Here is a 13497-nt window from a genome sequence, read left to right as displayed (position 1 = left end):
GGGGGGGGGGGGGGGGGGGGGGGGGGGGGGGGGACGCTCGCCGCACGCGGCGCAGGGCCGCTCGCGCCGGGCAGGGCCGGAGGGGCCGACCGGGAGGGGGTCGCGAGAAAAGTGCAGTAAGCGCTTTCTAATCCCGTCAGTATTGCAACGTTTCATCCAGGGGGTCAAGAGCCGTGCGGCCACCTCCGGGAACGGCCGAACCGCGGCCTTTCCCTCGGAACGCACCCCCAAGTCCCTCAACAGACCGTCTCCGACCAGTCGCTTTTCACACTCCTCGGCCGGCCACCCTTCCCGGGATTCCTTTTCCGCGGAACGTCCGCACCGAATAGCGGGCGGATTCGGAAACCCGAAACAGGCATACTCCCCGCCGGTTCCCCGCGTGCGCGGTGAACCGGCCCGGACGGCACCCGCCCCGGGAAACCGGCATACGGGAGAACCCCGGCCGCAACACGCCGAGTCGCGGAACCCTCCGCTCCGGATCAGACTTGGCCGTGGCCGGGCCGTGTCTCCCCCGGCCCCCGACCCCTGCTTCAGCCCCCTGCCCCCGACTCCGGCACCACCCAGGTGATCTCCATGCCGACGCCCGTGTTCGGACCGCAGGACCCTTTCGCCGAACCGCTCAACCACGTCCTCGGCACCGGCCCCCGGGACCCGGACCCGGACGGCCGCCTCCCAGCCGCCGGGTCGCTCCCGGACGAGTCCGCCCGGAAGCTGCTGTCCCTGGCCGCCGGACGGGCGGCCGGGGACGGCGGCGAGCTGGACACCGGCCATCTGCTGTGGGCCGCCACCCGGGTGGGCTCCTCGCGCCGCGTCCTGGAGGACGCCGGAGTGGGCCCGGACCGGCTCGCCGCCGACCTCCTCCCGGCCCTCGCCAGGAGCACCGGCGCCGGCACCTCCCTGACGCCCGCGGCCGAACGCGCCCTGCTGGCGGCCCGTGCGGGCGCCCGCGCCGCCGACGCGCCCCGCTTCGGTCCCGAGCACGTCCTGTCCGCCCTGCTGGACGATCCCCGCAGCGGCGCCGGCCAGGCGCTGCGCGCCGCGGGCGCCGCACCCGAGCCGGTACGCAGGGCCGCGTCCGGCCCGTCCCGCCCGTCCGACCGGCCCGGACCCACCCCGGTGCTGGACCGCTACGGCCGCGATCTGACCGCGCAGGCCCGCGAGGGCCGGCTGGACCCGGTGGTGGGGCGCACGGAGGAGATCGACCAGACCATCGAGGTGCTCTCCCGCCGGACCCGGAACAACCCCGCCCTGATCGGTGAGCCGGGCGTCGGCAAGACCGTGGTCGTCGAGGGCCTGGCCCGGCGGATCGCGGCCGGCGAGGTGCCGCCGGAGCTGCGGGGCCGCCGGATCGTCGGCCTGGAGCTGGCCGCGCTGGTGGCCGGCGCCCGCTACCGGGAGGAGATCGAGGAGCGGCTGCGCGCGATCGTCGAGGAGGTCGCCTCCGACGACCGGATCGTCCTCTTCCTCGACGAGCTGCACACCCTCGTCGGCGCGGGCGCCGGCACCGACGGCTTCCCCGGTCTCGGCGGCGTGCTGCGGGCCGCGCTCGCCCGCGGCGGGCTGCGCGTCGTGGGCGCCACCACCATCGACGAGTACCGCCGCCATGTGGAGCGGGACGTCGCCCTGCACCACCGCTTCCAGCCGGTGCTGGTGCCCGAGCCGACCGTCGAGGAGACCGTGCGCATCCTGGAGGGCCTGCGCGGCTCCTACGAGGCCCACCACCAGGTCCGCTTCTCCGACGAGGCGCTGCGGGCCGCCGCCGAGCTGTCCGCCCGCCATCTGACCGGGAGCTTCCTGCCCGCCAAGGCCGTCTCCCTGCTCGACCAGGCCGGCGCCCGGGCGCGGCTGCGAGGTCTCGGCCGCAGCGGTGAGGTCGCGGAGGTCGAGGACCGCCGCGACCTGCTGCGGCGCGAACTCGACCAGGCCCTGGCCCAGGAGGATCTGGGGCGGGCCGCGACGCTGCGCGAGGGCATGCGGGAGCTGGACCTGGAGCGGGCCACCGTCGCCGAGAAGCGCGAGAGCGCCGCCCGGGTGACCGTGGAGGACATCGCCGGCGCCGTCTCCCGGCGCACCGGCATCCCCGCCGGCCGGCTGGCCCGCGACGAGCGCGAGCACCTGCGGCATCTGGAGGAGAGGCTGCACGAGCGGGTGACCGGCCAGGACGAGGCCGTCTCGGCGGTGACACGGGCGGTACGGCGGGCGCGGGCGGGGATGAGCGCGCCCGGGCGGCCCGCCGCGGTCCTGCTGTTCGCCGGGCCGCCCGGGGTGGGCAAGACCGAGCTGGCCAGGGCCCTGGCCACCGAGCTCCTGGGCGACGCGGGCCGCCTGGTGCGCTTCGGCGCGGGCGCCCTGCGGGAGGGGCGTGGGGAGGCGGGCCGGCTGGAGGAGGCGGTACGGCGCGGGCCGCGCTCCGTCGTCCTGCTCGACGGGATCGACCGGGCCCACCCGGACGTCCTGGACTCGCTGGCACGGCTGCTCGAGGGCGCCCGGCCCGCCGGTGCCCAGGGCCCCGCCGCCGGCCTCGGCGGGGCGGTGGTCGTCCTGACCGTCACCGTCGACCCGCGCAGCGTGCTGGCCCACTCCGGCGACCCCGGCGCGCTCCGCGAGGAGACCCTGGCGCATCTGCGCGACCGGGTACGGCCGGAACTGCTGGAGTACGTCGACGAGACCGTCTTCTTCCGCCCCCTGACCCGCGAGGACCTGCTGCGCGTCGTCGGGCTGCTGCTGGAGGACAGCCGCCGGCTGCTGGGCGCCCAGGGCATCGGCCTGGAGGTCGACCTCAGCGCCCACGAGTGGCTGATCAACCAGGGCTACCAGCCCGACTCCGGCGCCCACCCCCTGCGCGGCACCGTCCGCACCCACCTGGACGACCGCCTCGCCGATCTGATCCTCGACGGCGCGCTGCGCGCGGGCGACGCGGCGCGGGTGGGCATCGACGAACACGGCCTGACCTTCGAGGTCGCCGGCCGGCGCAGCTGAGGACGCCGTGGCCGGAGGACGGCGCAGGGCCGCCGCTCCGGCCACGGCGCCGGGCCGTCAGCGGCCGGTCACAGGGAGCGCTCCAGGCGCTCGGCCATCAGCCGGGTGAAGCGGGCCGGGTCGCCGGGCATGCCGCCCTCCGCCAGCAGCGCCATGCCGTGGACGAGTTCGGCCATGCCCTCCAGGTCCGGCGCGGAGGCGTTCTCCGCGTGCGCCTCGCGCAGGCCGGTGATCAGCGGGTGGCCGGGGTTGATCTCCAGGATGCGCTTGCCCTCGGGCACCTCCTGGCCCATGGCGCGGAACATGCTGCGCAGGCCGGGCGTCATGTCGTCGGCGTCCGAGACGACGCAGGCGGGCGAGACGGTCAGCCGGGAGGACAGCCGCACCTCCTTGACCTCGTCGCCGAGCCGCCCGGTCATCCACTCCAGCAGCCCGGCGTACTCCTCGCGCCGCCGCTCCCGCTCCGCCTCGGCCCGCTCCTTGTCATCCTCGGTGCCGAGCTCGGCCTCGCCCTTGGCGATGGAGAGCGGCTTCTTCCCCTGGAAGTCGGGCACCGCGTCGACCCACACCTCGTCGACCGGGTCGGTCAGGACGAGCACCTCAAGTCCCTTGTCCCGGAAGGCCTCCATGTGCGGCGAGCTCTCCACCGCGCTCCGGGACGGGCCGGTGAGGTAGTAGATGTGCTCCTGGCCCTCCTTCATCCGCTCCACGTACTCCTGGAGCGTCGTCGCCTTCTCCGCGTCGTGGGTGGAGTCGAAGGAGGAGGCCGCCAGGATCGCGTCGCGGTTGTCGGGGTCGTTGATCAGCCCCTCCTTGACGACCGCGCCGAACTCCCGCCAGAAGTCCGCGTACTTCTCCGGCCTGGCCGTCCTCATCTCCTTGAGGGTGGCCAGCACCTTCTTCGCCAGCCGCCGGCGCATCAGCTGGATGTGGCGGTCCTGCTGGAGGATCTCGCGGGAGATGTTCAGCGAGAGGTCCTGGGCGTCGACCACGCCCTTGACGAAGCGCAGGTAGGTCGGGACCAGCTCCTCGCACTCCTCCATGATCAGGACGCGCTTGACGTAGAGCTGCACGCCCCGCCGGTCCTGGGACAGGACGCCCTGCGGCGGCCGCGCGGGCAGGAAGAGCAGCGCCTGGTACTCGAAGGTGCCCTCCGCCTGGACGCGGATGGTCTCCAGCGGGTCGGTCCAGTCGTGGCTGATGTGCTTGTAGAGCTCGTGGTACTCCTCGTCGGAGACCTCGCCGCGGGGCCGGGCCCACAGGGCCTTGCGGGAGTTGATCGCCTCCGGCTCCGGCTTCCCGCCGTCCCCGCTCCCGCCGTCCGTGTCCTTCTCCGCCTCTTCGGCGCCCGCCTCGACCAGACGGATGGGCCAGGTGATGAAGTCGGAGTAGCGCTTGACGATCTCCCTGATCTTCCAGGGGGCCGTGTAGTCGAAGAGGCGGTCGTCGGTGTCCTCGGGCTTGAGCTTCAGGATGACGGAGGTGCCCTGGGGCGCGTCGCCGACCGTCTCGATCGTGTAGGTGCCCTCGCCGGTGGACGTCCAGCGGGTGCCCGAGGACTCCCCGGCGCGGCGGGTCAGCAGCGTGACCTCGTCGGCCACCATGAAGGCGGAGTAGAAGCCGACGCCGAACTGACCGATCAGCGCCTCCGCCGACGCCGGGTCACCCGCGTCCCCGGCCTTCTGGGCCTCCTCCAGCCTGCGGACGAACTCCGCGGTACCGGACTTGGCGATCGTCCCGATCAGCCCCACGACCTCCTCGCGCGACATCCCGATGCCGTTGTCGCGCACGGTCAGCGTGCGGGCGTCCTTGTCGGTCTCGATCTCGATGTGCAGGTCGGAGACATCGGCCCCCAGCGAGTCGTCGCGCAGCGCCTCGATGCGGAGCTTGTCGAGCGCGTCGGAGGAGTTGGAGACCAGCTCCCTCAGGAACACGTCCTTGTTCGAGTAGATCGAGTGAACCATCATCCGCAGGAGGCGGCTGGCCTCCACCTGGAACTCGAACGTCTCGGCCGTCATGGTCGTGGATTCCCCCACCAGTCGTCGTCCGTGCCCGGCCCCGTTCCCCGCGCCGCCGGGCGGCGCGGGGGCCTGCCGGGAAATGCCTTTCCCCGCGATGTTATGCCGGACGGGCCGCCGTCCCGGCGCGCACACCCGGGTTACGGCCCGCTCACACCGGCCAGGAGTCGGCCGGGTCGTCCAGCCAGGCCCGCTGCCCCCGCGGCGTGACGGTCGGACCGAACCGCTCGTACCCCGGCCTGCCCCGCTCCCGCCCCGGCGCCGTGCCGGTGTGCCGGCCGTCGTCCCACTGGGTGACGACGGGCACGTCGGCGTCGGCGTACCGGGCCCAGGCGTCCGGGTCCTGCGCCATCGACACGGCGACGCTGCGACCCGCTGCCATGTCGTAGGGCCAGATTAGCTCCGGCAGGAACGCCGACCTGGGCACGGCCGCGAAGGCCGGCGTCCAGTCCGAGGAGAGGACGCCGCCCGCCATGAGGGCGCGTGCCAGCTCCAGGCGGCCGGGTCGCTGCCCGGCCGTGCCGGTGCTTTCCGCGTCCCCCGCGTTCTGCGCGTTCTGCGCGTTCTGCGCGTTCTGCGCGTTCTCCACGCTCCCCGCGCTTTCGGTGTGCTCGGTGCTCATCGGCCGGTGACCGCCTTGGGCGGGTTGGGGACGCCGGGACCGCCGTCCGGGGTGGGCGGCTGGTGCGGGCCGGGGTACGGCTCCCCCGGCAGCTTGTCGCCGCCGCCGTCGCCGCTGCGCCGCGTCTGGTTCGTCATGTTCTCTCTCCTCGTTTTCGTGTGTTTCCGGGTCCGGCCCCGAAGGAGGCCGGGGGTCTATCGGGCGGGGATCTATGGGGCGGGGATCTATGGGGCGGGCGCGCGGTCCCGCTGCCGCAGGGCCTCCCACACCAGGGCGACGGCCCCGACTCCCCGGTCCTGTGGACCCTGCTGGACGAGTCAATCCTCCGGCGTCCCATCGGCGGACGCGGCGCGATCGCGGAACAGTTGGAGCACATCGCCGAGATGGGACGCAGCGGGCGAGTGCGCGTCCATGTGCTCCCCTTCTCCGCAGGTGCGCACGCACTGCTGGAAAGCATGGTCATCCTTATGCGGTTCACCGACGCCCCTCCGGTGGCCTACGTTGAAGGCCTGCGCACCGGGCGTGTCATGGATGGCCCGGACATGGTCGAGGCCTGCCAGTCGGCCTACGACCTCGCCCTGGGCGATGCCTTGTCGTCGGAGGATTCACTGGCCCTGCTGGAGACCGTGTCGGAGGAGTACAAGCGATGATCAACGAGCACAGCCTGACCTGGCGCAAGTCCAGCTACAGCGGGGCGAGCAACGGCGACTGCGTCGAGGTCGCCGAGGGGCTCCCCGGCGCGGTCCCCGTACGGAACAGCAAGAACCCGGGCGGCCCGGCGCTGGTCTTCCCGGCGCGGGCGTGGAGCGCGTTCACGGCGGGGATAAAGGGACGCGCGCGTCCCTGACTTCAAATCGCAGGCAGACGAACGCCGGGGGCGGGCCGATACGGCCCGCCCCCGGCCCGCGTCACTGCCCCATCCGCCCGTCGACGCACTCACGCAGCAGGTCCGCGTGCCCGCAGTGGCGGGCGTACTCCTCGACGCGGTGCACCGTCAGTTCCCGGACCGCGATCTCGTCCTTGCCCACGCGCTCGCCCAGGTCCGGGTACCGGGCCAGCGCGGCGTCGGTGGCGGCCTGTTCGCGTTCCAGGTCGGCGTACGCGGCGTCGACCACGGCCTGGTCCGCGACGGCTCCGTCGAAGTCCGCGTCCTTCTCGCCGTACAGCTTCGGCAGCGGCTCGCCGTCACCGATCCAGTTGCGCCAGTCCCGTTCCACCTCGGCGAGGTGTCGGAGCAGGCCGAGCAGCGACATCGTCGACGGCGGGACCGAGCGGCGGGCCAACTGCTCCGCGTTCAGCCCTTCGCACTTCATCCGCAGGGTGGTGCGGTAGTCCTCCAGGAACTCCCGCAGCGTCGCGAGCTCGCCCTCCGGGCCGGGGCCCTCTCTGTCGCGGGGGTCGTCGTCCGGGTCGGCCCACATGTCGGGGTGGACGGTCGCCTGGGTCCATCGCTCGGGTCTGTCGCTCATGCGCCCATGCTCGTCCGCGACAGCCCGCGCCCGCCACTGAGTTCCCCTGGAGTGGTGGCGTCGTGGCCTGCCCGCGGGTGCCGTTTCCGGCCCGCTTCCGGCGCTGTGTCTGTCCCTCACGCCGAAGACCCGCGGAACCGTGGGGACCGAGTTGCGCGAGCGGTATTGACGCCGCTCACCGGATCCGTACGATCCAGTTGCTCGGTACTTCGACCCTGGTTCGATATTACGAACAATCCAGGACCGCATCACTCCGGCATCCGGAAAGCCTCTGACGGGGCGGGCCGGAGTCGCTTGTCCAAGGATGACGAGGTCCCCATGCACGGACGTGGTCACGGGTGGTGATCACGAGCGTGGCCGTACCGGCCGGGCGTTCTCGCTCCGTGGCGCCGATCCGCCTCTGATCACGGACTCGCGACCATGCCCGTCGGCCCCGCCCACGAATGGCTTCCGCTCAGATTCCCAGGAAGGAATCCCCCATGGTTTCCATACGCAGTCGATTACCGCGTCTCCTCGCGGCCGCCGTACTGACGGTCACCGCCTGCGTCACCGCCTCCGCCTCCGCCTCCGCAGACTCAGTCGGCACGACCGCCGAGGCCGCGCCGGGCAGTCCGGCGCTCACTCCGCCGCTGGGCTGGAACAGCTGGAACAGCTTCGGATGCGGGATCACCGAGGCACAGGTCCGCCAGGCCGCCGACGCGATGGTGTCCTCGGGCATGCGCGACGCCGGCTATGAGTACGTGGTGGTCGACGACTGCTGGTTCGACCCGCAGCGTGACAGGAACGGCAACCTGCGGGCCAACCCGGCCAAGTTCCCCAGCGGGATGAAGGCGCTCGGGGACTACATCCACGGCAAGGGCCTGAAGTTCGGCATCTACCAGGCCCCCAACGAGAAGACGTGCGCCCAGGGCGTGGGCACCTACCCCGGCTCCACGGGCAGCAGGGGCCACGAGGCCCAGGACGCCGCCACGTTCGCCTCATGGGGCGTGGACTACCTCAAGTACGACTGGTGCTCCGGCAGCGGCACCCTCAGCGAGCAGATCGCGCGGTTCACCATCATGCGTGACGCCCTGCGCGCCACTGGCCGCCCGATCGTCTACAGCATCAACCCCAACAGCTTCCACGCCCCCACCGGCGACAAGTACGACTGGGGCGAGGTCGCCGACCTGTGGCGGACGACCGAGGACCTGCTCGACATCTGGCAGAACGGCAACACCAACAGCTACCCGATGGGCGTCGGCAACGTCCTCGACGTCACCGCCCCGCTCGCCGCGCAGTCGGGCCCGGGTCACTGGAACGACCCCGACATGCTGGTCGTCGGCCGCCCCGGCCTGTCCCTGACCGAGTCCCGCTCCCACTTCGCACTGTGGGCGCTCATGGGCGCCCCGCTCATGGCCGGCAACGACATCCGCACCATGTCCGCCGACGTGAGCGCCATCCTGCGCAACCCGCGCCTGCTCGCGGTGAACCAGGACCCGCTGGGCGCGGGCGGACGCCGAGTCCGCGACGACGGCGCCACCGAGGTGTTCGCCAAGCCCCTGGCCGACGGCTCCGTCGCGGTCGGCCTGCTCAACCGCGGCGGCAGCACCACGACCATCACCACCACGGTCGCACAGGTCGGCCTGTTCGGAGGGTCGTTCACCCTCACCGACCTGTGGACCGGCACCACGTCGAGCACATCCGGCCGGATCTCGGCCGGTGTCCCCGCGCACGGCGTCGCCGTGTTCAGGATGACCGGCGGCAGCCCGCTGGACTCCACCACCGCACGCCTGCGCGGTACCGGCTCCGGCCGCTGCCTCGACGTGGAAGACGCTTCCACCGCGGCCGGGACGGCGACGCTGATCTGGGACTGCCACACCGCCGCCAACCAGCTGTGGACCACCTGGGCCGGAGGCGAGATCCGCGTCTACGGCGACAAGTGCCTGGACGCCTCCGAGCGGGGCACCTCCAACGGCACGCCGGTCATCGTCTGGCCCTGCAACGGTCAGGACAACCAGAAGTGGACCATGCGGGCCGACGGGTCGATCCGCAACGTCCACGCCGGGCTGTGCCTGGACGCCGAACAGGCGGGAACCTCCAACGGGACACCTGTCATCCTGTGGACCTGCAACGGCCAGGACAACCAGAAATGGGCCGTGCTCCCGTAAGCCGCCACCGGGCCCCTCGCACGCGCTACGTGCCGTAGGTGTTCCTCCAGCGTGCGCGGTGTTCCCGGTCGCCCTGGCCGGCGCCGTTGACGCCGGCCAGGGCGGGCAGGGAGGCGCCGTTGTTCCACAGGCCCAGGTGGTCGCGGTGCACGGCGAGGATGCCGTGCTCCACCGCAAGCGCCTGGGACGGCCGGCTGAAGCGCGAGGTCGTCACGAAGACCGCCACCTCGGCCCCGAAGTGCACCTTCGCCCCCATCAGGTCGCGTATCTCGCGGCTGGCGATGGTGCGGCGCGGCGCGTACCGCTTGCACTGGACGACCATCGTGCGGCCGTCCGGCAGCCGTCCGACCACGTCCGCGCCGTTGTCGTGGGAGCCGCCCACGCGCCGTACTTCCGTGCAGCCGTCGCGGCGGCACAGCCCGGCCACCAGCTCCTCGAACTCGGTGCCGGACATCGCGTCCACCTCGGCCAGTGTGCGGTGTCCGGCCGCCACCGCGTCCGCCTGCCGCCACTGCCGGTCCCCGCCCCGGACGACCCGGTCGGTGCGCCACAGCCACCACGCCAGGCCGCCGAGCGCCGCGGCGACCGCGACCCCCAGGAGGTACGGCCAGACCGTCGACCAGGAGGCGACAAGCAGGAGCAGCACAGCCACGCCGCCGACGACCGCCGCCCTCTGCCTGGCCTCGCGCCTGCGCCGCGCCGCCGATCCGCGTCCGCGGCCCCCGCGCCCCTTACGGCCTCCGCTGCCTCCACGACGAGCAGCCATCCCGGCCCCCTCTCCCCCACGGTTCGCGCAGCAGTCTGGGCATCGGGGAGGCGGAACGGTAGGGCGCTCCTCGGCCATGGCCGGAAACCGTGCGCCGCCCGTCCGTCCGGGAGTTCGGTTCACCTCGCGAACGCACCGGTCACGCGCGTGTGGCGGCCTGGGCGGGTGTTTGTGTCCGGAGTCGTCGACAAGCGATCGACGTTTGAACCGCATGCACCTTTTTCGAAGTCCCGCGGTTTCAAGTATTGACCGCGCACTGTCATGTCTCTACGTTGTCGCCACCCGTTGAGAGCGCTCTCAGAGAAGGGGTGTTCATGAGATTCCGCAGACGTCTCGCCATGCTGTCGGCGGCCTCGGTGGCCGCGACGGGCCTGGCGGCGACCACCGGCGCCGGCGCGGCCCACGCCGCCACCATCGAGGTGGGCAAGGGCAGTTACAGCGATGTCCGCCCGGCGGGGAGGCAGGGCCCCTCCGACAGCGGCGGCCGGCCCGTCAAACCGAAGGTCACCGCGGCCGTGGCGGACAAGCCGGTGCCCACCAACGACTGGTGGTCCTCCCTGGCCTTCCAGCGGTTCTCCGCCAACCCGTGGTCGGAGAACATGTACGGCCACCCCCTGACCTACAAGGCCGTCTCCGGCGGCCTGGAGGTCGGCTACCCGACCGACCACCGGATCGTGGGCGAGGGCCGTCAGTACGAGTTCCCCCACGAGGCGGACCTGACCCTCGGCATCGCCGGCCTGAACTCCCCCGACGCCAAGGCGGACGGGTGGAGCGACTGGACCGTCACCCCCTACTGGTCCGACGGCTCCCGCACCCTGCGCGCCACCATCGGCCACGGCCTGCCGTACGTGTACGCCCAGGGCAGCGGCGGCGCCGCGCGGATCTCCGCCGCGAGCACCCCGGACGTCTTCGCCGACGACGGCAACGTGCTCGGCATCACCATCGGCGGCCACCACTACGCGCTGTTCGCCCCCTCCGGCAGCGACTGGACCGTCTCCGGCACCGACGTCCGCGCCGATCTGGGCTCGAAGGACTACTTCTCGCTCGCGGTCCTGCCCAGCAAGGACGCCCTGGCGACGTACGAGAAGTACGCCTTCAGCTTCGTCACCGACTCGAAGGTGGAGTGGAACTACGACGAGGGCGCCGGCGAGGTGACGGCGACCTACTCGCTGACCACCGACCCGCAGGAGGGCGACGAGACCGGCACCCTCCAGGCGCTCTACCGCCACCAGTGGCTCCACACCACCGACGACCTCACCGCCCACAGCTACGTCTCCTCGCGCGGTGAGATGAAGGTCCGCGAGGGGAGGTCCTTCACCACCGTCCAGAAGGTCAACGGCGTCCTGCCGGGACTGCCCGCCGCACCGGGCGTCGACAAGGCCAAGCTGAAGACGTACATCAACGACGTGCTGACGCAGGGCGACCCGTTCAGCGGCGCCATCGACACCTACTGGACCGGCAAGGCGCTCGGCAAGCTCGCCCAGCTGGTGCCGATCGCCGACCAGATCGGCGAGACCGCCGACCGCGACAAGCTCCTGGACCTGATCAAGGGACGCATGGAGGAGTGGTTCACCGTCGGCGGCCCGTCGGAGTTCTCCTACGACCGCGACTGGCGCACCCTCATCGGCTACCCCGCCTCCTACGGCAGCGACCAGGAGCTCAACGACCACCACTTCCACTACTCGTACTACGTGATGGCAGCCGCCATCGTGGCCCAGTACGACCCGCGGTGGGCCGCCGACTCCGAGTGGGGCGGCATGGTCAAGGAGCTGATCAGGGACGCCGCCAACTCCTCCAGGAACGACGAGAAGTACCCCTTCCTGCGCGGCTTCGACGTCTACGCCGGCCACAGCTGGGCCGCCGGGCACTCGGCCTTCGCCGCCGGCAACAACCAGGAGTCCTCCTCGGAGTCGATCAACCTCAGCGCGGGGCTGATCCTGTGGGGCTCGGCCATGGGTGACGACGCGCTGCGCGACCAGGGCGTCTACATGATGACGACCGAGTCGGAGTCGATCGCGCAGTACTGGTTCGACGCCGACCAGGAGGTCTACCCCGAGGACTTCGGCCACGACGTGGTCGGCATGGTCTGGAGCAGCGGCGGCGCCTACGCCACCTGGTGGACGGCCAATCCCGAGGAGATCCACGGCATCAACTTCCTTCCCGTGAGCGGTGGTTCGCTGCACCTGGCGCGCGAGAAGGAGATGCTGCGCCGCAGCGTGGCCGAGATGGAGGAGGAGAACGGCGGCCCGGCCGTGGAGTGGCGGGACGTCTTCTGGGAGGTCCAGGCGCTCTACGACCCGGCCGGGGCCATGCGGTACTGGAACCAGTGGAACGGCGGCTACGTCCCCGAGGCCGGCGAGACCAAGGCGCACACCTACCACTGGGTCGCCACGATGGACTCCATCGGCGCACCGGACATGACCGTCACCGCCAACACGCCCACCTCCGTGGCCTTCGAGAAGAACGGCACCAGGACCTACGCCGCGCACAACCACGGCGAGCAGGAGTGCTCGGTGACGTTCTCCGACGGCGGCGTCCTGAACGTCCCGGCGAAGTCCACCGCGTCCGGGGCGGGCGACGACACACCGCTCGGCACCCTCTGCGGCGGCGACGGCGGCACCCCGCCGCCGGACGACGACAGGCCCGGCGCGCCCGGCACCCCGGAGGCGAGCGACGTCACCGACGACTCGGTCACGCTGAGCTGGACCGCCGCGACCGACGACAACGGCGTCAGGAACTACGACGTCCTCCGCAACGGCTCGAAGGTCGCCACGGTCACCGGGACCACGTACACCGACACCGGACTGGCCTCCGGCACGGAGTACACCTACAGCGTCAGAGCCCGTGACACCGCGGGCCAGACCGGCCCTGCGAGCGGGACGGTGACCGTCACCACCACCGGCACCCCGCCCCCGCCGTACGTCGAGGCGGACACCTTCTACCTGCGGTCGGGCGGCGAACTGGCCACCGACGCGGCCCCGACGTCCTCCGCCGACACCATCGAGTCGGCCGGCGGGACGAACAACGACGGCACGCCGAAGAACCCGCTCGTCTACGAGGTGGAGAACGTCAGGGGCACGCTGAAGCCGGGCTCGGCGACGGCCTTCACCTTCAACGTGGACGCCGGCACCGCCGTCGGACACGCCCAGCAGGCGAGGGTCTCCTACGACCTGACCGGCGACGGGACGTTCGACCGGGTGGAGACGTTCCGCTACTTCGCCACCGACCCGATCCCCGGCTGGGAGGAGTACTCCTCGGCCCGTCAGGGGCTGCACTCCGCCTCGGGCGAGCTGGGCGACCTGGACGGCGGGACCGTCCGCGTCGAGGTCTGGAGCGCCCTGGGCAACGGCCCGTCCACCATCCAGGTGGGCTCGGGATCCGTCCTGACCATCCCCTTCGCCTGACCGTCTGACCGCCTGACGCTCACCGGCCGCCCGGTGGTGCGGCGCGTACCCCGCGCGCCGCACCGCCGGGCGGCTTCCGGCACCGGCTCACG

General features: G+C 72.2%; 9 protein-coding genes and 1 pseudogene. 5 read left to right on the top strand and 5 right to left on the bottom strand.

Annotated features, from left to right (window positions below):
• Positions 1 to 573: 573 nt before the first annotated feature.
• On the top strand, positions 574 to 2979 hold the full coding sequence (locus IQ279_RS23665) for an AAA family ATPase (protein WP_206351241.1): 2406 nt from the start codon (positions 574 to 576) through the stop codon (positions 2977 to 2979).
• Positions 2980 to 3047: 68 nt separating this feature from the next.
• On the opposite strand, the gene htpG is transcribed toward IQ279_RS23665, so the two are convergent.
• From htpG to IQ279_RS23650, 3 genes and pseudogenes are all read right to left on the bottom strand, one after another.
• Complete coding sequence (gene htpG, locus IQ279_RS23660) at positions 3048 to 4997, bottom strand: molecular chaperone HtpG (RefSeq protein ID WP_206351240.1); 1950 nt, start codon at positions 4995 to 4997, stop codon at positions 3048 to 3050.
• A 250-nt stretch (positions 4998 to 5247) separates the two neighbouring features.
• A pseudogene (locus tag IQ279_RS23655) lies at positions 5248 to 5472 on the bottom strand (methyltransferase domain-containing protein); the annotation flags it as partial.
• A 143-nt stretch (positions 5473 to 5615) separates the two neighbouring features.
• The gene (locus IQ279_RS23650; RefSeq protein ID WP_206351239.1) at positions 5616 to 5756 is read right to left on the bottom strand and encodes a hypothetical protein; all 141 of its coding nucleotides are present in this window, start codon (positions 5754 to 5756) and stop codon (positions 5616 to 5618) included.
• A 21-nt stretch (positions 5757 to 5777) separates the two neighbouring features.
• Here IQ279_RS23650 and IQ279_RS23645 point away from each other — a divergent pair, with 21 nt between their 5' ends.
• Both IQ279_RS23645 and IQ279_RS23640 read left to right on the top strand, forming a co-directional pair.
• The gene (locus IQ279_RS23645; RefSeq protein ID WP_206351238.1) at positions 5778 to 6269 is read left to right on the top strand and encodes a DUF5753 domain-containing protein; all 492 of its coding nucleotides are present in this window, start codon (positions 5778 to 5780) and stop codon (positions 6267 to 6269) included.
• On the top strand, positions 6266 to 6466 hold the full coding sequence (locus IQ279_RS23640; protein ID WP_206351237.1) for a DUF397 domain-containing protein: 201 nt from the start codon (positions 6266 to 6268) through the stop codon (positions 6464 to 6466). Before IQ279_RS23645 ends, IQ279_RS23640 begins: the two co-directional genes overlap by 4 nt.
• Positions 6467 to 6527: 61 nt before the next feature.
• Here IQ279_RS23640 and IQ279_RS23635 read toward each other — a convergent pair whose 3' ends face one another.
• Complete coding sequence (locus tag IQ279_RS23635; RefSeq protein WP_206351236.1) at positions 6528 to 7088, bottom strand: DinB family protein; 561 nt, start codon at positions 7086 to 7088, stop codon at positions 6528 to 6530.
• A 479-nt stretch (positions 7089 to 7567) separates the two neighbouring features.
• Here IQ279_RS23635 and IQ279_RS23630 point away from each other — a divergent pair, with 479 nt between their 5' ends.
• Entirely contained in the window at positions 7568 to 9235 is a 1668-nt protein-coding gene (locus IQ279_RS23630) for a glycoside hydrolase family 27 protein (RefSeq protein WP_206351234.1), read from the top strand.
• A 25-nt stretch (positions 9236 to 9260) separates the two neighbouring features.
• On the opposite strand, the gene IQ279_RS23625 is transcribed toward IQ279_RS23630, so the two are convergent.
• Entirely contained in the window at positions 9261 to 9887 is a 627-nt protein-coding gene (locus IQ279_RS23625) for a restriction endonuclease (protein ID WP_307792503.1), read from the bottom strand.
• Between the two features lie 428 nt (positions 9888 to 10315).
• Here IQ279_RS23625 and IQ279_RS23620 point away from each other — a divergent pair, with 428 nt between their 5' ends.
• Complete coding sequence (locus tag IQ279_RS23620; protein WP_206351230.1) at positions 10316 to 13405, top strand: glycosyl hydrolase; 3090 nt, start codon at positions 10316 to 10318, stop codon at positions 13403 to 13405.
• Positions 13406 to 13497 lie beyond the last annotated feature (92 nt).

It is taken from the genome of Streptomyces verrucosisporus, assembly GCF_017114865.1.
GTDB classification, from domain to species: domain Bacteria; phylum Actinomycetota; class Actinomycetes; order Streptomycetales; family Streptomycetaceae; genus Streptomyces; species Streptomyces fenghuangensis.
This window is presented reverse-complemented; position numbering and strand designations above follow the sequence as displayed.

What these genes read in the sequence shown, in the direction of transcription:
- IQ279_RS23630 (WP_206351234.1), top strand. Translation starts at nt 7,568, where the DNA reads ATGGTTTCCATACGCAGTCGATTACCGCGTCTCCTCGCGGCCGCCGTA.
- IQ279_RS23640 (WP_206351237.1), top strand. Translation starts at nt 6,266, where the DNA reads ATGATCAACGAGCACAGCCTGACCTGGCGCAAGTCCAGCTACAGCGGG.
- IQ279_RS23620 (WP_206351230.1), top strand. Translation starts at nt 10,316, where the DNA reads ATGAGATTCCGCAGACGTCTCGCCATGCTGTCGGCGGCCTCGGTGGCC.
- htpG (WP_206351240.1), bottom strand. Translation starts at nt 4,997, where the DNA reads ATGACGGCCGAGACGTTCGAGTTCCAGGTGGAGGCCAGCCGCCTCCTG.
- IQ279_RS23650 (WP_206351239.1), bottom strand. Translation starts at nt 5,756, where the DNA reads ATGACGAACCAGACGCGGCGCAGCGGCGACGGCGGCGGCGACAAGCTG.
- IQ279_RS23665 (WP_206351241.1), top strand. Translation starts at nt 574, where the DNA reads ATGCCGACGCCCGTGTTCGGACCGCAGGACCCTTTCGCCGAACCGCTC.
- IQ279_RS23635 (WP_206351236.1), bottom strand. Translation starts at nt 7,088, where the DNA reads ATGAGCGACAGACCCGAGCGATGGACCCAGGCGACCGTCCACCCCGAC.